This is a genomic window from Salipiger aestuarii (assembly GCF_003259905.1).
GTDB lineage: Bacteria > Pseudomonadota > Alphaproteobacteria > Rhodobacterales > Rhodobacteraceae > Salipiger > Salipiger aestuarii.
The window spans coordinates 1-21339 of record NZ_QLMG01000016.1 but is presented as its reverse complement, the minus strand read 5'-3'; the positions used below and the strand labels follow the sequence as shown (position 1 = coordinate 21339).

Below are 21339 nucleotides of genomic sequence, written 5' to 3'. Positions count from 1 at the left end.
CGCCCGGTGACACGGCGCGTTGGTTTTCTTTACGTTTTGGCATCAGGTGCGTGGCATGATGCAACGTAGCGCCGCCGACGCGCCGAGCGGGGAGGGCGGTCTTTCTAACATCCGGCTTCGAAAGCGCCGACTGACCGATGCGTCAGAGCATTGCAAAAGAGCGGATCGGTTGCCGCGTTTCCGCAGGTCTACTCGGCGGGGAACGCCTGGCACAAGGGGGCGGGCCTTCCGCATCCATCCGCGTTTGACAACACGGTCGCGCCTTGGATCGGAGCAGGCAAGATCAAAACTGGACCTTGGTGCTGCCGCAGACTAACTCACACCGAAATCAAAACCGACCGGACGGTAAAGTTGCGAATGAGCCAGGGCAGCCAGCGGGATCAGGAAACGCGTCATCGAACGATTAAGGACAATGATTTATGAGCTCTATTAATAAGAACCGAAGCTGGAAACGGATCGCTTCGGTGATCGTGCTGGCGGCTGCGGCAGCCCTGGCTGTGTCGCTTCTTCCGGGGACACTCACGGATGTATTGGCCCAGACGGAAACAGACGCCGCGGCGAGCCAGACCGACACGGTGGAAACTCCCGACCCCGATCAACTGGTCACCGTCGAAGTGACCCGTGCGCTCAGCCGGGTGATCACTCAATCCCGTGGGGTCGCCGGCCGTGTCGAACCTGCCCGCACAGTGGATATTGCGTTTCAGATACCCGGACAGATATTTTCCCTCGACGTCGAACCGGGCGACAGAATTCGCGAGGGCGACGTGATCGCAGAGCTCGATCAGGCCGATTTCAATCTTGCCGTCGATCGGGCCCAGGCTTCCTTTGACCTGGCGAATTCCGAGTTCGAGCGCGCCTCGAGCCTTGCCCAGCGAGGGGTCGCCGCCGATGCGCGCCTCGATACGGCGCGCGCCCAGTTCGCACAGGCCGACGTCGCGCTTCGCGAGGCCAAGCGACGCCTGTCCCAGACCCAGATCACAGCGCCCTTCGATGCGATCGTGGCGCGGACCTTCGCCGAGGAATACGTCAACGTCACCTCTGCCGCGCCGGTCGCGCGGCTGCAAGATGTCAGTGAGATGCGGATCATGATTTCTCTGCCCGAGGAGCTTGCGGCTGTTGCACGTTCCGCGCCCGACGCGTTCGACATCGTCGCGAGTTTTCCCGCAGTTCCGGGATACACCGCGCCGCTTGTCCAGCGCTCGTTCGCGACCGATGCCGATCCGACGGCGCAGACCTATGACCTGGAATTTGCAATCACGGGCGATATCGACCCGCGCCTCCTGCCCGGTATGACGGCGGATGTGCGCATCGCCGTCGCGTCGGACGAAAATCACCCGCAATCCGTCCTCGTTCCGGTATCGGCGGTGGACACGACAAGCCGAACCGACCCGTCCATCTGGGTTTATCAGGAATCTTCTGGCCAGGTCGCGCGCAGGACGGTCCGACTGGGGCTTCCGGTCGATGACGAGATTGTCGTCCTGCAAGGCCTGAACGGCGACGAGCTGGTTGTTTCCGGCGGCTGGTGGCGGCTCAGAGACAATCAGTCAGTGACGGTTTCCGGCCTCTGATCCCGTATTTCAATAGGATCCATACACACCCATGGCATTCAGTATCTCACGCGCGAGCATCAAGCGTCCTGTGGCGGCTTGGCTGGTCATCATCTTCTGCTTCGTCGGCGGCTATTGGGGGCTGAATACAGTGGGCCGCCTCGAAGACCCCAGCTTCACTCTCAAAACGGCGCTTGTCTTCGTGCCTTACCCGGGCGCCACGGCCGTCGAGGTCGAGGAAGAGGTCGCGGATGTCGTCGAGAACGCGTTACAGCAGATGAAGCAGCTTGACCGGGTGGAATCAAAATCCATGCCGGGAATGGCCCAGATCACCGTCGAGATCGAGCAGACCTACGGCCCCGACGAAATCCCGCAGGTCTGGGACGAAATGCGCCGCCGCATCAGCGACGTAAAGGGCGACCTTCCCGCAGACGCCCGCCCGCCAATCATCAATGACGATTTCGGCGACGTCTATGGCATGTTCTATGCAGTGACGACCGAAGGGCTGAGCCCGATAGAACAGCGCGATCTGGCGACCACCCTGCGTCTTGGGCTGGTGACTGTCGATGGCGTCGCCAAGGTCGAGGTTCAGGGGCTGGCGGAAGAGGTGATCAACATCTCGATCCCGTCATCGCGGCTGACAGAGCTGGGTCTTCCTCCGAACCAGGTCCTGGGCGTTCTCGCCGATGAAAACCAGGTGTTCACGAACGGCGAGATTACCGAGGGCCCCGCCCGGATCGGCCTGTCGGTTCCGCCAGGCTATGTCAGCCCCGAAGGAATCGAGGAACTTCGGCTTGGCGTGGCGGGAGAGGTTGGCCAGGTCGCGGTCTATGACATCGCCAGAGTGACCCGCGACGAGGCCGAACAGCCCAGCCAGGTCATCCGGCAAAACGGAACGCCGGCCTTTACCCTCGGCGTGTCGGCGCTGACAGACCGGAACGTGGTCGAGGTGGGCAAGGGGGTTTCGGCCCGTCTGGACCGGCTCAAGGCGAAATTGCCGGAGGGTGTCGAAATCGTTCCGATCTACGAGCAACACGTCGTCGTGGACGAGGCCGTTTCCAGCTTTCTCGTCAGTCTCGGACAGTCGGTCGGCATTGTCGTTGCCGCGCTGATGCTGACCATGGGCTGGCGCGCGGGCCTGGTGGTGGGCTTGACCCTGGGGCTGACGGTGTTCTCGACGCTGTTCTTCATGTCTGTGTTCGGCATACAGATGGAACGGATCAGCCTTGGCGCGCTGATCATCGCCATGGGGATGCTGGTCGACAATGCCATCGTCATCACCGAGGGGATGGTGATCGGGATGGCGCGCGGAAAGACGGCGGAGGACGCCGCGGCCGAGACCGAAACCGCCACGTCGATCCCCTTGCTTGGCGCGACGGTTATCGGGATCATGGCGTTTTCCGGAATCGGGTTGTCGCCCGATGCGACCGGCGAATTCCTGTTCTCGCTGTTCGCGGTCATCGCGATCTCGCTGCTGATGAGCTGGGCGCTTGCCGTTTCGGTCACGCCCTACCTCGGCAAGCTGCTGCTTCGCGCGCCAAAGGACACGTCGGACGATCCCTACAAAGGGGCGTTCTACGGGGTCTACCGCTGGTTCCTGTGGCTTGCTTTGCGGTCCCGCGTCATTGTCGTCCTGGCAATCCTAGGGATTACCGTCTGGTCTGTGATGGCCTTCGGGCAGGTCAAGCAGGCATTTTTCCCGGCATCGAACACTCCGATCTTCTACGTCGAGGTCCAGATGCCACAGGGGACCGATGTCAACGTCACCGACGACGAGATGAAACGGCTGGAGCAAGTGCTTCTGGCCGAGAACAACGTGACGGACGTGACAACCCTTGTCGGGCGTGGCGCGAGCCGCTTCATGTTGACCTACAACCCCGAGCAGGCAGACCCCAGCTATGGCCAGCTTATCGTCCGGGTCGCGGACCCCGAGGCAATCTCGTCTATCGCAAGCCGGCTGAACCGGGATCTGCCCGCCGAATTTCCCCACGCTCTGATCCGTGTCGAAGAAATCGTGTTCGGGCCGCCTTCCGGTGCCGATGTGGCGGTTCGTTTTTCGGGGCCTGACCCGGTCATCCTGCGCAAGCTCGCGGATGACGCGATGCGGATTTACGAGGATGCCGGTACAATCACCAATCCGCGCACCAATTGGCGCCAGCGCGAGATCCTCATCGAACCCATCGTCGATGAATCGCGCATGCGTCTGGCCGGCGCAACGCGCGGCGCGATTGCCGACACCATTCAGTACGGAACCTCCGGGCTGCGTGTCGGTCAGCTGCGCGAGGACGACGAGGTGATCCCGATCCATCTCCGTCTTTCCGAGAACGAACGCGACGGGGTTGACCGCCTGCGTGACCTGTCTGTGTGGTCCGATGGGGCCGGATCATACGTGCCGATGGCCAACCTCGTGTCAAGTTTCGAAACCCAACTTGTCGAGGCGCTCATTCACCGGCGCGACCGCGAGCGGACCATCACTGTCCTTGGGGGCGCGCGCGGTGATCTGACCGCGGATGAAGCCTTTCGGAGCGTGAGGACCGATGTCGAGGCCATCTCGCTTCCTGACGGGTATAGCCTGGAATGGGGCGGAGAGTTCGAAAGCGCCCAGATGGCTCAGGAGAGTCTTGGAAAGCAGCTTCCGCTGGGCTTTCTTGTGATGCTGACGATCTCGATCCTGATGTTCAACAAGGTCCGCCAACCGCTGATCCTGTGGCTTGTCGTGCCGATGTCGGTGACGGGGATGGTGCTGGGGCTGCTGTTCACCGGATTGCCCTTTACGTTCACCGCGCTGCTTGGCTTCCTGTCGCTTTCGGGCATGCTGATGAAGAACGCCATCGTCCTGGTCGAAGAGATCGACCTGCAACGCGCCGAGGGTGTCGCGGATTACAAGGCGATCATAGATGGGTCCGTCAGCCGTCTGCGTCCTGTGGTGCTTGCGGCCGGCACGACGATCTTCGGGATGATCCCGCTTCTGCCGGATGCTTTCTTTGCCTCGATGGCGGTGACGATCATGGGCGGCCTTGCATTCGCTTCGGTGCTGACGCTCGTTGCGGTTCCGGTGCTTTATGCGCTCTTCTTTCGGATCAAGCCTCCGAAAGAAGACGCCGATCCCGAGAGCGCCGACGCGGCGGGCTGATCCGAAATCGTGCTGTGCGCGCGGCGGCATCCACCATTGCGGTGCCGCCGTCGGCCATCACATCTCAATCCCCGTTACGTTGCAGAGCGTCATAGCCGCGGTCCGCGGCCTCAAGCGCGCCTTCGAGAAAGCCGCCGAATGTCGGCGCGACCTCGGTCCCGGAGAGGATCAGCGCATTGTCCCAAAGCCGGGACAGAACGTGCGGAAGACCATAGTCGGGGTGCGCATGGACAGGCCGGTGATCCAGATCGGTTGCCGTGCACGGATCGGCCGCCCAGTCCTTGACAAAAAGGCTCTTTGGCGCCTGTGCTTCGGGGCCAAAGAGCCGGGACAACTGCGCGCGAAGCTGCCGGTCAAGGGCGTGGCGATCGCGCCTGCCTGCGGGCGGAACGCCGATAAAGCCGAATATGGCATAGGGCCCGCCCCGCATGGGGCTGGCATCGTGGCATTCGACCATCGGGCCGAACCTGCTCATCGCGTCACCGGACAGGCCCGCGTCCCGCCAGAAAGGACGGTCATAAACGGCCACGGCCTTGGCCTGTCCTGCCATCCAGGTCGGAATGCTCTCCATCGTGGCGATGGTGTCATTCGGCAGCGCCGGGACATAGGACAGCCGCGCCGCGATCCGCAGGGGCACGGTCAGCACGACCTGCTGCGCGTTGATTTCCTGCCCGAAATCGGTGCGGGCCGTGACGCCATCTGCCGTTCTGTGCAGCGCCCGGATCGGTGTCGCGCTTAGACGCTGGTCCTCGGGAATGTCGCGCACGAGGGCGTCGATAAGACTGCCCATACCGCCGCGCAGCCGCCATGAGCCTTGCATCGACGCAAAGCCTTGCCCACGCTGGACATGTCCGGTTTCATCTTCGTACAGAAGATCACCCTCGTAGAACTGGTCAAATCGTGTCAATCCAAGCCGCTCGGTCAGGGCGGCCATGCGGGGTTGACCGGGCCAGAACCAGGACGGGCCCAGGTCAAACGCACCCTCGCCAAACCGCTCGGTCAGGATACGACCGCCCCATCTGTCCCGGGCCTCGACCAGACGAAAATCGCGTCCTTCTGCGGCCAGCCGAGCGGCAAGGGCCAGTCCGGACAGACCGCCGCCGATGATAAGGGTCTGGGTTTGCACGTTTCAAATTGCCTTTGGCGTGGCTTGCAGATCGCCTATGATCCGGGGGGCCGTAATGTGAGACAGGTCAAGGGTGCGTCGCTCAACTGCCGAATGGCGCAGCCATGGCCCCGGCCTCTGGCGGCGCAGCGCCCAAGACAGACCGAAGTTTCCTGATCGCCATGATCAAACCGCCGGGGCTTTTGCATGGGTCAGGTGGCCTGTCTTGATCCAAAGCTTCGCCCCCTGATCGCCCGCCGTCGCGGTCAAAGCCGCGCCATCCGGCAGGCGCAGCCAGGCATTTCGTTCCAAAACGTCACCGTCTACCGTGACCGTGCCGCTGATGACCAGCATCTCGATCCCGCCCGGCGCATGTGACGTCATGGCGGCGCCCGCCTCCAGTTTGCTGTAGGTCACAACTTCGCGCGCGTCCCGGTGCAGGACTGCCGTGGCGACGCCCTCTGACGGAGCGCCAAGCTCGGCCTCCATATCCTTGTGGAACTGGGTGCGGTCGGCCATGTCGAACTGCCACAGCTTGACGAAGATCGTGCATCCCGCCTCCGATCCCGGCGTATGCGCGGTCGTGGGGGGGTTGCGCACATATGTGCCCGCCGGATAATCGCCATGCTCGTCCTGAAACACGCCGTCCAGAACGATGAATTCCTCGCCACCGCTATGGGTGTGCGCCGAAAACCGGCTGCCCGGCGCATAGCGCACGATGGTGGTGGCCCGCGCCACCTCATCGCCGATCCGGTCCAGCATACGTCTGTCCACGCCCTCGATCGGCGAAGGCTGCCAGTCGATCCTGTCCGAATGAACGACAACCGGTTTTGAGAAATCAGCGTTGAGTTCCACGACGTTCAGTCCTTCCTGGCCTCAGGCGCTTGGCAGAGGCTTTTAACTGGTTGATGGCCTATTGTTGCCAGTAGCTAGGCACGAGATTTGTAATGGCAAGTTCATTTTCCCTTGTCCTTGGGGCATCCGGCAGGCGTGCGGTACCGGACGGCCTGACTCCGGGCACCGCGATTTGCAAAAGCTTCGGGTCTTGCGATGGCGAAATGGCGCAGGCCCGAATGCACAAGGACGGCACGATCGACGCCGGGCGTGCGACCTGCGGTGTCGATTGCCGCGGGCGGGGCGAGCAAAGCCGCAGGGATCGCTTTCGGTGGATTCTGCGATGCCTGGACATATCCCGTCGCGCCCCTTGCCAGAGAAGCGCTGGCGTTCCGCATCGTACCGGTGTCCGCGCGGACACTCTTGATGGCAGTGGATAAAATCGTTTATTTTCAGGTATTTGCCATGTGAATGCGAGGTGCGGGCACAAAGCATATTCTTGTCTTGATTAACTTTCTAACGCGCGTTAGATTATCGAAATAACCCCAAATGGGGATAGGGAGGAGGCGTCATGAATAAGACGCAGTTCGGTTCTTCGCCAGAAGACCTGAAAGTGCGCTCGACCGTTTTCGCACGCGATCTGTTCGCAGGCAAGACCGCTGTTGTCACAGGGGCGGGCGGTGGTCTGGGTCTGGCGATTGCAAGCCTGTTCGCCAGGCTGGGTGCCAACCTTGCGATAAACGGGCGCAACGAGGAAAAGCTGGCGTCGGCCACGGAATTTCTCGAAGGTCTGGGTGCCAGAACCTTTGCCATGCCCATGACCATCCGGGATCCCGAGCAGGTCGAGGATTTCGTTGGCCGGGTAAATCAGGAATTCGGTTCGATTGACGTATTGGTGAACAATGCAGGGGGGCAGTTTCCGCAGGCCGCCCTGGATTTCAGCCCAAAGGGCTGGAACGCCGTCATCGACACCAACCTCAATGGAACCTGGTGGATGATGCAATCCATGGCGCGCCATTGGGTAAAGCACGAACAGCCGGGCGCGATCGTGAACATTGTGGCCGACGTCTGGCGCGGGATGCCCGGCATCGCGCATACCTGCGCGGCCAGGGCGGGGGTGATATACCTGTCCAAATCGGTCGCGGTAGAATGGGCGCCGCATGACATCCGCGTGAACTGCGTGGCGCCGGGGTGCTGCGAAAGCAACGGTTTCGGGAACTATCCCGAGGAGGGCGCGGCAACCTTTCAGGACTCCAATCCGATGCGGCACGCCGGGGACGAATGGGATGTCGCGGAAGGCGTTGTCTATATGGCGGCCAGTTCCGGAAAATTCGTGACTGGTGAAGTTCTGAACATCGACGGCGGGCAACAGATGTGGGGCGATCCCTGGCCGACAGGGCGACCGGATTATTTCCGGATTTCCTGATACAAGCGACGAACCTAGCGGGGGACAACAGGATCCAGATGATGACGCAAAGAACAACAGATGTCGGTACCGGTGATGGGGCAATACTGGAGTGCCGTGGGATTGAACGGCGGTTTGGCGGTATCGTCGCTGTCACAGGTGTGGATCTCGTCATTCAACCCAAGGAGATCTTTGGTCTTGTCGGTCCGAATGGCAGCGGCAAGACAACGCTTACGAACGCGATCACCGGATTCTACCCTCCGAATACAGGGACTGTCCGGCTGGCGGGAAATGACATCACGGGCACCGCGCCGCACAAGGTTGCAAAGCTCGGGGTCGCCCGAACCTTTCAGAACCTTGCCCTGTTCAACGGAATGAGCGTTCTGGACAACATTCTGCTTGGGCGACACATCCACATGAAGCAGGGCGTTCTGCGCACGGCGCTTTACTGGTGGGTCGCGCAGCGCGAAGAAATCGAGAACCGTAAAATCGTCGAAGAGGTGATCGAGTTTCTTCAGCTTGAGAGCATTCGGCACGAGCTGGTCGATGGCCTTCCGATCGGCCTGAAAAAGCGCGTCGAGCTTGCGCGCGCGCTGGTGGCGGAGCCGCAATTGCTGATCCTCGACGAGCCGATGGCAGGTATGAACCAAGAGGAGAAGGGATATATGTCCCGCTTCATTCTGGACGCTCGGGCCGAACGCGGCGTCAGCGTCCTTCTGATCGAGCACCACATGGATGTCATCATCGGCATCTGCGACCGCATGCTGGCGCTGAACTACGGCGAAATGATCGCCAGCGGCATTCCTAGGGAAGTTGTAAAGCATCCGAGGGTCATCGAGGCATATGTTGGAGGGACGCATGGCTGAAGAGGCGACATTGCAAGTCTCCGCCAGCGAGACGATCGGCACATTGCTGGCGCGGAACGCGTCACACTACGGGTCGAGTATTGCGCTTCGCGAAAAAGAGCGCGGAATCTGGAAAGAAAGCACCTGGGCCGAGTATGTCGAAGAGATTCTGGCCTGCGCGGCTGGACTTGAAAAGCTCGGAGTAGAGCCGGGCAAGGCCGTGCTTGTTCTGGGCGACAACCGTGCGCGGCTCTACGCTGGCATGCTTGCGGTTTCCCTGCTCGGGGCCTACGCGATGCCGGCCTATCCGGGGGCGACGCTCGAAGAGCTTCAGCATTTCCTGGGCGAAGTCGAAATCGTGGCGGCCATCGCGGAAGATCAGGAGCAGGTCGACAAGATTCTCGAGGTCCGGACCGCGGGCGCGAGCGGCATCGCTCATGTCATATACGACGAAACGCGCGGGCTTGGATTTTATGAAGACGACGGACTGATGTCATGGGATCACCTGATCGATATCGGCCGACATGATCTTAACGAGGATCCGCACCGCCGAGAGTCAATTCTGAACCGCACAAAACCCGACGATCCGGCAATTTTCATGCATTCCTCGGGGACGACCGGCAAACCGAAAGGGATCGTCCTGAGCCAGAAGAACGTTCTCGCCGCGGCAAGAAACGGCCATGCAGCCGGTGCCTTCGAGGAGAACGAGGACGTGCTGGCCTATCTGCCGATGGCCTGGGTGGGTGACTTTGCCATTACCGTCGCGGCGGCGCTGCTTTGGCGCTTTACCGTGAACGTGCCCGAGCGGCAGGAAACGGTCGTGCGCGACATGCGGGAAATCGCACCGACCTTTTACCTTGCGGCCCCCCGAAGCTGGGACCAGATGCTGACGACGATCCAGGTCGGCATGGAAAATTCGACCCCGTTGAAGAAATGGCTGTACCGTTTCTTCATGGACCGGGCGGTTGCTGCCGAGACGCGTAAGCTGAATGGCGAGAGCGGCGGTGCGTTGGAGCCTCTGGGACGGCTTCTGGGAGAGGCGATCGTTTTCGGTCCGATCAAGGACCAGTTCGGGATGAGCCGCCTGAAGAATGCGTTCACCGGCGGCGAAGCGATCGGCGAAGACACTTTTGTTTTCTACCGGGCTCTTGGGATCAAGCTGCGCCAGCTCTATGGCCAGACCGAAAACAGCGCGATCAATGCGATCCAGTCTCCGGGCGAGGTACGCCTTCACACCGTTGGCAAACCGGTGCCGGGCGTCGAGCTGAAAATCGCGGACGACGGGGAAATCCTGATCCGCTCCGACAGCGTGTTCAAAGGTTATTTCAACAAGCCCGAAGCGACTGCCGAGGCCCTTGAGGGAGGGTGGCTGCGTACCGGCGACGCCGGCTATGTCGAGGAAAACGGGCAACTCGTGGTGTTGGGGCGTGTCTCCGAGGTCATGTATACCGCCGGAGGTGAACGCTATGTGCCGAACTATATCGAGAACCGGCTGAAGTTCAGCCCGTACATCAAGGATGCGGCGGTGCTTGGTGCCGGGCTGGATGAACTCACGGCAATGGTCTGCGTGGATTTCGAAGCGGTCGGACACTGGGCCGAGGTGAACGGCGTGCCATACACGTCCTATGCCGATCTGTCCCAGCGCGCCGAGGTTGCCACGCTGCTGCACGGGGCTTTCAAGCGGGTGAACAACGCCCTCACCGAGCCATTGCGCCTGCAACGCTTTGTCAGCCTGCCGAAAGAGTTCGATCCGGACGATGGCGAGATCACGAGAACACGGAAACTGCGTCGCAAGGTCGTGGAGGAACGTTATGCCGACGTCGTCGCGGCGCTCTACGATGGTTCAAAAGAGGTCCATGTAAGCGCCCAGGTGACTTACGAGACCGGCGAAGTCGGGAAGGTCGAAAGAAGCCTTCCCATCAGGGAGGTATGAATGGACTGGGTCTTTCTATCAGAGCTTGCGATCAACGGTGCCCTGACGGGCCTTCTGTATTCGCTTTTCGCCATCGGCCTTGTGCTGATTTACAAGGCTTCCTCGGTGCCCAATCTCGCGCAGGGCGGGCTGACGATGGTCGGGGCCTATGTGGTTCTTGCTCTGTCCCATGATGCGGGCCTGCCGCTTTGGGTCGCCATTCCCCTCGGTGCGGTCATCATGTTCGCGCTGGGTTTCGGAATCGAGCGTGTGGCACTGCGCCGTCTCGCGGGGCGCCCGGTCGTCATGATCCTCATGTTGACGCTTGGCCTGGACATCTTCCTGCGCGGCACAACGCTTGCGATCTGGGGGGGTACGTCGCGGTCGATGGAATTGGGGGTCAGCTATGAACCGCTGTTCGTCGGCGACATCTTCGTCAGTCGCATCCATCTGGTCGGGGCTGCGGTCACGATCGCGTTCTTTGTCGCCTTCATGCTGTTTTTCCGCACGCGAACCGGCGTGAAACTGCGGGCCATCGCGGATGACTACATGGCCTCGTGGTCGGTCGGGATTTCGGTCGAGCGCGGCGTCGGCCTGTCCTGGGCCCTGGCATCGGTCGTTGCCCTCGGGGCGGGCGTCATCTGGGGTGAAATCCAGGGCGTCGATCAGTCGCTGTCACTGTTGCTTCTCAAAGGTCTGACGGTCGCTGTCCTTGGTGGACTCGACAGTATCCTGGGGGCGGTGATCGCCGGTCTTATCCTGGGGATCGTGGAAAACGTGGGCGCCGACTTCCTGGATCCGCTTGTCGGGGGGGGAAGCCGCGAACTGATCGTCGCCGCCGTGCTTATTCTGACAGTCATGATCCGTCCGCACGGACTGTTCGGCCGTCACGACATCGAAAGGGTGTAAGGAATGTTTTACCGACTCTCCGGTGTTCACCACGCCGACTATGTATCCGACACCCGGATCTTCAAGTTGCCTGCCGACCGGAATCTGGCTGCGTTCATCTTTCTGTTCGGTCTTGTGGCACCGTTCATCATACCGTCGCTTTATCTGAACAGTTACATACTGCCGTGGCTGATCTGGACGGCGGCCGCCCTTGGGCTGAACCTGGTGACGGGGTGGGCCGGCCAGCTTCATCTGGGCTATGCCGCGGTCATGGCGGTTGGCGCGTATTCCGCGATCCACGCCGCGCGGTTCGGGATTCCCTGGGAATTCGCCCTCATCATCGGTGGACTGTCATCGTCGGTAATCGGCAGCCTGTTTGCCTTTGCGGCATTGCGGGTGAAAGGTCTGTATCTTGCGCTCACGACGCTTGCGATGCAATTCGTGATGGACTGGGTGCTGACCCATTCGCCGGCGATCACCGGGGGCTCACATGCGTCGCTGCAATCTCCGACGCTGGCGCTGCTTGGGCAGGATATCACGTCGGATGCCGGCTATTACTATGTCGCCTTCGGATGGTGCGTGCTGGTCACGATTTTCATGTTGAATCTGAAGCGTACGGGTCTGGGCCGCGCCCTGGTCGCCGTGCGGGAAAAGGACTTTGCCGCCGCGATCCTGGGGGTGAACAGTTTCTACTACAAGATCCTGGCCTTCGCGACATCGTCCTTTATTGCGGGCGTCAGTGGCGCCCTGCTGATTGCGACCTTCTTTTTCCTGGCCGCGCCCGAGCAGTTTTCGGTAAACGTTTCGATCCAGGTTCTGGCAATGGTGATTGTCGGCGGGCTTGGCAGCGTCATCGGATCCTATTTCGGTGTTGCCTTGATCCTGCTCGTACCCGGTCTTGTGAACGGTCTGGTCGTTGCGGGAAGTGCCGGACTTGGCACGCAGATCAATGTCGAAACGCTCGCCCATATCCCGAACGCGGTCTATGGCGCGCTGATCGTCGTGGTTCTTCTGATCGAACCGTTGGGGCTGGGAAAGCTTTACGGAAACATCCGGGACTATCTGATGGTCTGGCCCTTCGATCAGCTCAGGAAGTAAAAAGGAAAGCCGATGCAGGAAAAGGTCGAAGCCCAGCCCATTCTGTCGATGAACAGTGTCGAGGTGCTGTATGACAACGTGATGCTGGCGATCAAGGGTGTTTCGATTCAGGTCCCAAAGGGCGAGATGATCGCGCTTTTGGGGTCGAACGGAGCGGGGAAAAGCACCACGCTGAAGGCGATCAGTGGACTTTTGAAAGCTGAACGCGGGCGCGTCAGCCGGGGTGAAATCAGGTTCAACGGAACGGATATCACCGAGATGCTTGCCCAGAACCGCGTGGAGTTGGGCATCTGTCACGTCATCGAAGGACGGCGCGTCTTTGAACATCTTACGCCGGACGAAAATCTGACGGCCGCCGCCCCGACCGGAATGTCGCGATCGGATCTGAGCGGGGAAAAGGAGAAGATATACAACTACTTCCCCCGGCTTGCCGAGCGGCGCAATTCTCTGGCGGGCTATCTGTCGGGCGGCGAGCAGCAGATGCTGGCCATCGGTCGCGCGCTGGTGACCCAGCCCAGCCTGCTGATGCTGGACGAGCCAAGCCTAGGACTTGCGCCGTTCCTGGTGGCCGAGATCTTTGGCATCCTACAAAAGATCAACAAGGAAGAGGGAATGTCGGTTCTGCTTGTGGAACAGAACGCCCTGGCCGCTCTGGAGATCGTTTCCGAAGGGTATCTGATCGAAAACGGCCGCGTTGTCATGAACGGCACCGCCGAAGCTCTCAAATCAAACTCGGACATTCAGGAATTCTATCTCGGAGGAGGTGAAGGGACGGATTTCCACAATGTCAAACACTACAGCCGACGCAAACGTTGGCTGAGTTGAGGTTCCAAACAGGCAGTGTTCAGGGAGGAAAAGATGAAACAACTTACCAAGGCGTTAGCAGCACTTTCGATGATGGGCGGCCTGATTACCGGGACGCAGGCTCTGGCCGAGCCGTTCAAGGTGGGTGTCTGTTATGATCTCAGCAAGGCGTATACTTTTGCGACACCGCAGGTTTCGCAGGCCGCGCTGGATCTCGCAAAGCTCATAAACATGAAGGGCGGGATCGGCGGCGAGCCGGTTGAAGTCATCGTGCGCGACCACGGTAACGAACCGCAGCGTGGGATCGAATGCTATTCGAGGCTGAGCCGCGAGGGGGTCTTTGTCTTCGATACCCTGTCCACGCCGGTGTCTCTGGCGATTCTGCCGCGTGCGATGCAAGACGAACGCGTTCTCATGCAGTCGCTTGTCGGTCGTGGCGATGCGGTGGACGGCACGGTATTCGACTGGGTGTATCCGGCCGGCCCGTCCTACTGGGGGCAGGTGGCCAACGATATCGGCTATATCAAGCAATTGCACGACGGCGATCTTTCGGACGTCAAGGTTGGCTACATCTATTTCGACTACCCGTTCGGGCAGGAGCCGATCGAGATTCTGCAGACGTTGTCGGAAATGGAGGGCTTCGAGCTTCTGCTCTACCCGGTGCCGCTGCCTGGCAGCGACCAGTCGGGGGCCTGGTCGAAAATGCGCCGCGACAAGCCCGATCATGTGATTTCGTGGATGCTTGGCGGTGCGCATGTCGTTGCTTCGAAAGAAATGCAGCGCAATCGCATTCCGATGGAAAAGTACATTTCGGTCAACTGGCTGAACGAAGTGGATATCGCCAATATCGGGACCGAGGCCGCCATCGGACTGAAGCGCGGCACCAATGTCGTGGGGGGGCCGGACGTGGCCCTTCGGACCGAGATCATAAGTGAACTTTATGACAAGGGGCAAGGTTCGGGTCCGTTGGTCAATACGCAAGACGTTTACTACAATACCGGCCTGGCGATGCACTCGATCATTTTCGAGGCCGCGCGACGGGCGGAAGAGATGGAAGGCCTTCCAATCACCGCGCAGTCCTACAAGGCCGGACTGGAGTCTCTGGAAAACTACGACGCCAACGGGCTGATGGCGCCGATCACGCTGACAGCGGAGGATCACGGCGGCGGCGGCAAGACCCGCATCGAGATGTGGGACGGAGAGACCTGGGTGCCGCAAACCGACTGGCTCGCGGAATACAGCGATGTGGTGTGGGACGTGGTCAGGGAAAGTTCCTCGAAATACGAACAGTGACGGTCAGCTAGCACAAGGGTCGGCGGCGGCGCGCCCGAATAGCGATAAGCTGCGCTGATGTCGATCAAAGGGAGAAAGAAAGCATGGAAATCAAACAGCACATCAAGGCGGTGGCGCTCACCGCCGCGTTGGCGACAGGCGCGACTATTGCGTCCGCGCAAGACAAGGAGCCGATCCGGTTCGGGCTCTGTTTCGACCTCAGCAAATCGTATACGTTCATTTCGCCCCAGGTGGCCCAGGCCGCCCAGGATCTCGCGATGTACACCAACGACAACGGTGGCATCGAAGGGCACCCGGTTGAAGTCATCGTGCGCGACCACGGCAACGAACCCCAGCGCGGCGTGGAATGCTACGAACAGCTCAAGCGCGACGGCGTTTTCATTTTCAACTTCCTGTCCACGCCTGTCACCAACGCTGTCATGCCGCGTGCGATGAAGGACGAAAACCTTCTGATGCAGTCTTTCGTTGGCCGTGGCGATGCGGTTGACGGCGAGGTGTTCGAATGGGTTTTCCCGGTGGGTCCGACCTACTGGCAGCAGGCCGCCAACGACGTTGCCTTCATCAAGGAGCAGCTCGACGGCGATTTGAGCAACGCCAAGGTCGGGTTCATCTATCTGGATTATCCGTTCGGTCAGGAACCGATCGAGATCTTGAAAACCCTGTCCGAGAAAGAGGGCTTTGAACTCGAGTTGTATCCGGTTCCGCTGCCCGGGTCGGACCAGTCCGGCGCGTGGAGCAAAATTCGCCGCGACAAGCCTGACTATGTCATCAGCTGGCTGCTGGCTGGTGGACATGTGGTCGCCTCCAAGGAAATGCGTCGCAACCGGTTCCCGATCGACCGTTACCTGACATCGAACTGGCTGAACGAGGTCGATATCGCCAACATCGGCGCGGAAGAGGCGACGGGCATTCTTCGCGGCACCAACGTCGCCGGTGGCCAGGAAGTCCCGATCGTGAAAACGATGCTGGAAACCTACTATGCCGACGGCAAAGGCAGCGGGCCCGAAAGCTTGGTGCGTGACGTGTATTACAACATTGGCATGGCGATTTATTCGGCCGGGTTTGAAGCCGCGCGGATGGCGATCAAAGAAAACGGTTGGCCGCTGACCCCGGAAACCATGAAGACGGCCTACGAGGCGCTTTCGGGATACGATGCCAACGGCCTGATGGCTCCGTTGTCTGTGACACCCGAAGATCACGGCGGCGGCGGTAAAACCCGCATCGAGCAGTGGGACGGCGAAAAGTGGGTTCCGCTGACAGACTGGAGCGCCGAGTACCTCGACGTTGTGTGGGAAGTGATCAAGGAAAGCTCCGAGAAGTTCACCGTCGAATGAGCTTGAACACCCCCGCGCGCGACATCGTCGCGCGGGGGAACCTCGGCCCGAGTTTTCCATCGGGAATGTCCCAAAGAAACGAGGCAGATATGATGAACCCTATTGACGTGAAGATCGAAGACGGCATCGCGACCGTCAGTATCAACCGGCCCGAGCGCAAGAATGCGCTGTCGGTGGCCGCAACGAACGGGCTGGCGGATGCCTGGGAAAAGATCGAGGCGGATGACAGCGTTCGCGTCGCCATTCTGACCTCGGCCGATTGCGGTGTGTTCTCTGCCGGGATGGATCTCAAGGAAGCTGCCCAGATCGCGCGTGACGAGGGGGTCGATATTCTGTCCAAGATGCGCGACCCGTTTCACGAAACCATGCGCGCCTGCAAAAAGCCGATCATCGCCGCCATGACCGGATCCCTGATGGCCGGCGGCATGATGCTGACGCTCAACTGCGATCTTCGCGTTGGCCTCATGGGCACCAAGGTCGGCATCACCGAGGTGAAGATCGGGCGCGGGTCTCCGTGGGCGGCTCCGGCTCTGTCGATGCTGCCCCAACCGATCCTTATGGAAATTGTCCTGACCGGTGATCTGATGCCGATCGAAAGACTGCACGATTACGGGTTTACCAACTATCTTGAGGAAACGCCGGACGCCGTGCGCGCGCGGGCATATGAGCTTGCCAGACGGATCGCCAGCGCGGCCCCGCTTTCGGTTATTGCGGCGAAAGGCGGCGTGCGCGCAACCATGGATCTGGGCTGCGCCGGCGGCCTCGAAGAGGGAAGGCGCCTGCATGAGGTCGTCTATGCCAGCAATGATGCTGTTGAAGGCCCCAAGGCGTTTGCCGAAAAACGCGCGCCGGTCTGGACCGGAACCTGACGGAGGCTGGAATGACCGAACTTATTCGCTTTGAAAAAGATGGCCCTGTCGGCATCCTGCGCTTTGTTCAGACCAACAAGCGCAACCCCTACAGCATCGCCTTCGTCGGGGAACTGGTGGCGCATCTGCGCGACGCCGAACAGGATGACACGATCCGGGCGGTGGTCATGACCGGGGGCGATCATTTCAGCAGCGGCGGGGATCTGGTCGGGTTCCAGTCCGAGGTTGCCAAGGGGGCCAGGGCCACGTCCGAAATGGTCGACAAGGTTCACGATGGCGGACGCGCCGCATATCTTTTTCGCAAGCCGCTGATCTCGGCCGTCTGCGGTGTCGCTTTCGGTGCCGGTCTGAGCCTTGCTCTTTCGGCGGATATTGTCGTTGCCGCCGAAGATGCGCGGCTGTGCGAGGTTTTTGCCCGCGTTGGCGGTTGTCCCGATACAGGGTCAAGCTGGCTGCTCCAGCAACGCGCCGGCGCGGGGGTGGCGCGGATGCTTGTTCTTACCGGTCGCGAGATCGACGGGCGAACCGCGAAGGAATTGCGCGTTGTGGAAGAATGCGTTCCTGCCGAGCAGGTCGAGAAACGTGCGCTTGAGATCGCCCGCGAAATTGCCCCCCATCCGATGTTCGGCGTACAATCCGCCAAACGCGTGATGCGCGCCGCAGCCGAATGCAGCTATCTGGAAGCGCTGGACATCGAGCGTGATGCCCAAAGCGTTCTGTTGTGCGCGCATGATTTCCCCGAAGCCATGAAGGCGTTCTCGGAGAAACGAAGACCCGAATTCAAGGACCGTTAAGACGGTCGAAACCACATCAATAACTGGAGGAAACCGCTCATGAAGGTGCTGGTGCCTGTCAAACGCGTGATCGACTACAACGTGAAAGTACGCGTCAAAGCGGACGGTTCAGGTGTCGATCTTGCCAATGTGAAGATGTCGATGAATCCGTTTGACGAGATTTCCGTCGAACAGGCGATCCGCCTCAAGGAAGCGGGTCAGGTGGACGAAGTCGTGGTCGTTTCCATCGGGGTCAAGCAAAGCCAGGAAACGCTGCGCACCGCTTTGGCGATGGGCGCGGACCGTGCGATCCTTGTTGTGGCGGCGGATGACGTGCACAACGATATCGAGCCTCTGGCCGTTGCGAAGATCCTCAAGGCGATCGTTGACGAAGAGCAGCCAGGTCTTGTGCTGTGTGGCAAGCAGGCCATCGACAACGATATGAACGCCACCGGCCAGATGTTGGCCGCCCTCATGGGCTGGTCGCAGGCGACCTTCGCCTCGGATCTGGAGATTGTCGGCGACAAGGCAAAGGTCACCCGCGAGGTGGACGGCGGTCTGCAAACCATCGAAGTGTCCTTGCCGACGGTCGTGACCGTCGACCTGCGGCTGAACGAGCCGCGCTATGCGTCGCTGCCCAACATCATGAAGGCCAAGAAAAAGCCGCTGGATGAAAAGACTCCCGCCGATTACGGCGTTGATGTCGCCAATCGTCTGGAAATCGTGAAGACCGCAGAACCCGAGGCCCGCAAGGCGGGGATCATGGTCGAGTCGGTCGATGAACTGGTATCGAAACTCAAAGAAGCGGGGGCTGTGTAATGGCTGTTCTACTTCTCGCAGAAGTCACCGATGGTGAACTGGCGTTTGACGCAACTGCAAAAGCCGTTACGGCTGCAAAGCAACTGGGCGACGTGACCGCGCTCTGCTGCGGTGCCTCGGCCGCCGCCGCGGGCGAGGCCTGCGCCAAGATCGACGGCGTGGCAAAGGTACTCGTGGCCGAAGATCCCGCCCTTGGGCACCGGCTTGCCGAACCCACCGCGGCGCTGATCGTTAGCCTGGCGGGCGACTACGAACATATCGTCGCCCCCGCCACCACCGACGCCAAGAACGTGCTGCCCCGCGTCGCCGCGCTGCTGGACGTTATGGTGATTTCCGACGCTTCGGGCGTGGTCGACGGGGACACGTTTGAACGCCCGGTCTACGCGGGCAACGCGATCCAGACCGTAAGATCCAAAGACGCCAAGAAAGTCGTGTCCTTCCGGACCTCGACCTTCGACGCGGCGGGGACGGGCGGCTCGGCTGCGGTGGAAACCATCTCGGCGGCGGAAAATCCGGCCCTTTCCGAATGGATCGAAGACAAGGTTGCCGAAAGCGACCGTCCCGAACTGACCTCTGCCGGTGTGGTTGTTTCCGGCGGGCGCGGTGTCGGCTCGGAGGAGGATTTTGCCCTGATCGAAAAACTCGCCGACAAGCTGGGCGCCGCAGTCGGCGCGTCCCGCGCGGCGGTTGACAGTGGCTATGCCCCGAACGATTGGCAGGTCGGCCAGACCGGCAAGGTTGTCGCGCCTGGTCTTTATGTGGCCGTTGGCATCTCGGGCGCGATCCAGCACCTTGCGGGCATGAAGGATTCCAAGATCATCGTTGCGATCAACAAGGACGAGGAAGCCCCCATTTTCCAGGTTGCGGATTTTGGACTGGTTGCCGACCTGTTCACCGCCGTGCCGGAACTGGTCGAGAAACTCTGAGCCCGACATAGCGAAACCGCAAAAGGCCCTCTGATCGCGGAGGGCCTTTTTCATGCGGCGGTGGTGTTGTGTCGCGTCGGGAACCGCGCGTTGCGCGTCCCGGAAACGTAACGGAATTGCCAGGGCCGGCTCCGGATCGTTGTCAGAAAACAAAACACTTGGTAGTTTTTTCGAGATGCAAATAAGGCTCCACAGGTAAAGAAACATGTCTCTGATCAAGAACACGACAACCTGGGCTTCTGATGAACACAAGATGTTCGCGGACAGCACGCGCAAGCTCTTTCAGGCGGAAATGGCCCCCAATATCGAGAAATGGGCCGAACAGGGTATCGTCGATCGCAGCTTCTGGAAAACAGTTGGCGAGCAGGGCGTGATGGGGGGCTCGATCGACGAGGATTATGGCGGGTCCGGCGGCGGAATCGGGTTCGATGCGATTACGATTTACGAGCAGGGGCGCGTCGGAGACACCGGTTGGGGCTATGGCATCCAGACCATCGTTATCCACTATATCAATGCCTACGGCAGTGAAGAGCAGAAAACGAAGTGGTTGCCGCGGCTGATCAGCGGCGACAGCGTTGCGGCCATCGCGATGACCGAACCGGGAACGGGCTCGGACCTTCAGAGCGTCCAGACCCATGCCGAAAAGGACGGTAATCATTACAAGATCAACGGCTCGAAGATCTTTATCACCAACGGACATACCGCCGATATCATCGTCATCGTGGCCAAGACGGATCGCAGCGCCGGTGCCAAGGGCGTGTCCCTGATCGTTCTGGAAACCGAGGGCGCGGAGGGCTTCCGTCGTGGGAGGAACCTCAGGAAGCTGGGCATGAAAGGGTCTGACACGGCCGAACTGTTCTTTGAGGATGTGCGGGTGCCGACAGCCAACCTCCTTGGTCAGGAAGAGGGGCAGGGGTTCTATCAGCTGATGAAGCAACTTCCGTGGGAAAGGCTGATGATCGGCATCACCGCGCTTGGCTTCATCGACTTCGCGATCGACGAGACGGTGAAATACGTTCAGGACCGCAAGGCCTTTGGCAAGCGGATCATGGATTTCCAGAACACCCGTTTCAAGCTGGCGGAATGCAAGACAAAGGCCGAATTGCTGCGCACGTTTGTCAATGACGGCATCGCGCGGCTTGAGGCCGGCGAGCTTGACGCGGCCACCGCTTCGATGGCGAAATGGTGGGGCAGCCAGACGCAGAACGAAGTCATGCACGAATGTCTGCAACTGCACGGCGGTTACGGCTTTATGATGGAGTACCCTATCGCGCGCCTCTACGCCGACAGCCGGGTTCAGATGATCTATGGCGGCACCAATGAGATCATGAAGGAACTGATCGCCCGGTCAATGGATATCTGAACGGACTTGCCCTGGTCGCCCGCTGATCGCCGTCGAGGCCGGGAACCTTCGCGGTATGTCGTGCGATAAGCGGCGGTCGTACTGGGCCGGGGCCTCGAAGACCCGGAGCGGCGGTTGGGGGCCGGATTGTCCCTTCGCAGGGGTGCTCGGTCGTATCCCTCCGGCGTGGGCCGTCTGACGGGGCGTTGGAGGCGATGATAAGTCCCACGTTATGGTCGACCTTACGGTCACACCCCGGATCGAGATCCTGTCCACCGAGGATACGCCGTGTCGTCGGCACTGGAGCGATGCCGACAAGATCAGGGTGGTCGAGAAAGCCTTGGGGGACATCGGCAGGTCTCAGCGACAGCGCGGCGGCATGGCATCTGCCGTTCGCTGCTGACCGTCTGGC

The 21339-nt window shown here is 60.6% G+C and carries 18 protein-coding genes; 16 read left to right on the top strand and 2 right to left on the bottom strand.

The window, feature by feature from the left end; genetic code table 11:
• Nucleotides 1-419: 419 nt before the first annotated feature.
• Both ATI53_RS10225 and ATI53_RS10220 read left to right on the top strand, forming a co-directional pair.
• A complete protein-coding gene (locus tag ATI53_RS10225) occupies nt 420-1568 on the top strand; it encodes an efflux RND transporter periplasmic adaptor subunit (protein WP_165617169.1) in 1149 nt (382 codons plus the stop codon).
• 31 nt (nt 1569-1599) lie between these two features.
• Entirely contained in the window at nt 1600-4680 is a 3081-nt protein-coding gene (locus ATI53_RS10220; protein ID WP_009504340.1) for an efflux RND transporter permease subunit, read from the top strand.
• Between the two features lie 64 nt (nt 4681-4744).
• On the opposite strand, the gene ATI53_RS10215 is transcribed toward ATI53_RS10220, so the two are convergent.
• Both ATI53_RS10215 and ATI53_RS10210 read right to left on the bottom strand, forming a co-directional pair.
• Complete coding sequence (locus ATI53_RS10215) at nt 4745-5806, bottom strand: flavin monoamine oxidase family protein (RefSeq protein ID WP_009504338.1); 1062 nt, start codon at nt 5804-5806, stop codon at nt 4745-4747.
• Between the two features lie 165 nt (nt 5807-5971).
• Complete coding sequence (locus tag ATI53_RS10210; RefSeq protein ID WP_111550336.1) at nt 5972-6640, bottom strand: cupin domain-containing protein; 669 nt, start codon at nt 6638-6640, stop codon at nt 5972-5974.
• A 195-nt stretch (nt 6641-6835) separates the two neighbouring features.
• On the opposite strand from ATI53_RS10210, the gene ATI53_RS10205 reads away from it, so the two are divergent.
• The 14 genes from ATI53_RS10205 to ATI53_RS10140 all read left to right on the top strand — a co-directional run bounded on the left by ATI53_RS10205 (nt 6836) and on the right by ATI53_RS10140 (nt 20948).
• Complete coding sequence (locus tag ATI53_RS10205; protein ID WP_146609910.1) at nt 6836-7090, top strand: hypothetical protein; 255 nt, start codon at nt 6836-6838, stop codon at nt 7088-7090.
• Between the two features lie 100 nt (nt 7091-7190).
• Complete coding sequence (locus ATI53_RS10200; RefSeq protein WP_009504333.1) at nt 7191-8045, top strand: SDR family oxidoreductase; 855 nt, start codon at nt 7191-7193, stop codon at nt 8043-8045.
• 38 nt (nt 8046-8083) lie between these two features.
• Nucleotides 8084-8890: an ABC transporter ATP-binding protein gene (locus ATI53_RS10195; RefSeq protein WP_009504332.1), complete on the top strand. Its 807-nt coding sequence runs from the start codon at nt 8084-8086 to the stop codon at nt 8888-8890.
• The gene (locus tag ATI53_RS10190; protein ID WP_240778592.1) at nt 8883-10802 is read left to right on the top strand and encodes an AMP-dependent synthetase/ligase; all 1920 of its coding nucleotides are present in this window, start codon (nt 8883-8885) and stop codon (nt 10800-10802) included. Before ATI53_RS10195 ends, ATI53_RS10190 begins: the two co-directional genes overlap by 8 nt.
• Complete coding sequence (locus ATI53_RS10185) at nt 10803-11690, top strand: branched-chain amino acid ABC transporter permease (RefSeq protein WP_009504328.1); 888 nt, start codon at nt 10803-10805, stop codon at nt 11688-11690.
• A 3-nt stretch (nt 11691-11693) separates the two neighbouring features.
• A complete protein-coding gene (locus ATI53_RS10180; protein ID WP_009504327.1) occupies nt 11694-12767 on the top strand; it encodes a branched-chain amino acid ABC transporter permease in 1074 nt (357 codons plus the stop codon).
• Nucleotides 12768-12779: 12 nt separating this feature from the next.
• Entirely contained in the window at nt 12780-13592 is an 813-nt protein-coding gene (locus tag ATI53_RS10175) for an ABC transporter ATP-binding protein (protein WP_009504326.1), read from the top strand.
• Nucleotides 13593-13625: 33 nt separating this feature from the next.
• Nucleotides 13626-14864: an ABC transporter substrate-binding protein gene (locus ATI53_RS10170; RefSeq protein ID WP_311135904.1), complete on the top strand. Its 1239-nt coding sequence runs from the start codon at nt 13626-13628 to the stop codon at nt 14862-14864.
• Between the two features lie 83 nt (nt 14865-14947).
• Nucleotides 14948-16198, top strand: a complete 1251-nt coding sequence (locus ATI53_RS10165; RefSeq protein WP_089962630.1) for an ABC transporter substrate-binding protein — start codon at nt 14948-14950, stop codon at nt 16196-16198.
• 89 nt (nt 16199-16287) lie between these two features.
• Entirely contained in the window at nt 16288-17067 is a 780-nt protein-coding gene (locus tag ATI53_RS10160; RefSeq protein ID WP_009504323.1) for an enoyl-CoA hydratase-related protein, read from the top strand.
• Nucleotides 17068-17078: 11 nt separating this feature from the next.
• The gene (locus tag ATI53_RS10155) at nt 17079-17861 is read left to right on the top strand and encodes an enoyl-CoA hydratase/isomerase family protein (protein ID WP_009504322.1); all 783 of its coding nucleotides are present in this window, start codon (nt 17079-17081) and stop codon (nt 17859-17861) included.
• Nucleotides 17862-17900: 39 nt separating this feature from the next.
• Nucleotides 17901-18659, top strand: coding sequence for an electron transfer flavoprotein subunit beta/FixA family protein (locus ATI53_RS10150; RefSeq protein WP_089962628.1), 759 nt, complete (start codon nt 17901-17903; stop codon nt 18657-18659).
• On the top strand, nt 18659-19585 hold the full coding sequence (locus ATI53_RS10145) for an electron transfer flavoprotein subunit alpha/FixB family protein (RefSeq protein ID WP_009504320.1): 927 nt from the start codon (nt 18659-18661) through the stop codon (nt 19583-19585). The genes ATI53_RS10150 and ATI53_RS10145 overlap by 1 nt, the downstream gene beginning before the upstream one ends.
• Before the next feature lie 205 nt (nt 19586-19790).
• On the top strand, nt 19791-20948 hold the full coding sequence (locus ATI53_RS10140) for an acyl-CoA dehydrogenase family protein (RefSeq protein WP_009504319.1): 1158 nt from the start codon (nt 19791-19793) through the stop codon (nt 20946-20948).
• Nucleotides 20949-21339: the final 391 nt, after the last annotated feature.

Excerpts from the sequence above, each read along its gene's own strand:
- ATI53_RS10225 (WP_165617169.1), top strand. The coding sequence starts at position 420 with ATGAGCTCTATTAATAAGAACCGAAGCTGGAAACGGATCGCTTCGGTG.
- ATI53_RS10220 (WP_009504340.1), top strand. The coding sequence starts at position 1,600 with ATGGCATTCAGTATCTCACGCGCGAGCATCAAGCGTCCTGTGGCGGCT.
- ATI53_RS10205 (WP_146609910.1), top strand. The coding sequence starts at position 6,836 with ATGGCGAAATGGCGCAGGCCCGAATGCACAAGGACGGCACGATCGACG.
- ATI53_RS10200 (WP_009504333.1), top strand. The coding sequence starts at position 7,191 with ATGAATAAGACGCAGTTCGGTTCTTCGCCAGAAGACCTGAAAGTGCGC.
- ATI53_RS10195 (WP_009504332.1), top strand. The coding sequence starts at position 8,084 with ATGATGACGCAAAGAACAACAGATGTCGGTACCGGTGATGGGGCAATA.
- ATI53_RS10190 (WP_240778592.1), top strand. The coding sequence starts at position 8,883 with ATGGCTGAAGAGGCGACATTGCAAGTCTCCGCCAGCGAGACGATCGGC.
- ATI53_RS10185 (WP_009504328.1), top strand. The coding sequence starts at position 10,803 with ATGGACTGGGTCTTTCTATCAGAGCTTGCGATCAACGGTGCCCTGACG.
- ATI53_RS10180 (WP_009504327.1), top strand. The coding sequence starts at position 11,694 with ATGTTTTACCGACTCTCCGGTGTTCACCACGCCGACTATGTATCCGAC.
- ATI53_RS10175 (WP_009504326.1), top strand. The coding sequence starts at position 12,780 with ATGCAGGAAAAGGTCGAAGCCCAGCCCATTCTGTCGATGAACAGTGTC.
- ATI53_RS10170 (WP_311135904.1), top strand. The coding sequence starts at position 13,626 with ATGAAACAACTTACCAAGGCGTTAGCAGCACTTTCGATGATGGGCGGC.
- ATI53_RS10165 (WP_089962630.1), top strand. The coding sequence starts at position 14,948 with ATGGAAATCAAACAGCACATCAAGGCGGTGGCGCTCACCGCCGCGTTG.
- ATI53_RS10160 (WP_009504323.1), top strand. The coding sequence starts at position 16,288 with ATGATGAACCCTATTGACGTGAAGATCGAAGACGGCATCGCGACCGTC.
- ATI53_RS10155 (WP_009504322.1), top strand. The coding sequence starts at position 17,079 with ATGACCGAACTTATTCGCTTTGAAAAAGATGGCCCTGTCGGCATCCTG.
- ATI53_RS10150 (WP_089962628.1), top strand. The coding sequence starts at position 17,901 with ATGAAGGTGCTGGTGCCTGTCAAACGCGTGATCGACTACAACGTGAAA.
- ATI53_RS10145 (WP_009504320.1), top strand. The coding sequence starts at position 18,659 with ATGGCTGTTCTACTTCTCGCAGAAGTCACCGATGGTGAACTGGCGTTT.
- ATI53_RS10140 (WP_009504319.1), top strand. The coding sequence starts at position 19,791 with ATGTCTCTGATCAAGAACACGACAACCTGGGCTTCTGATGAACACAAG.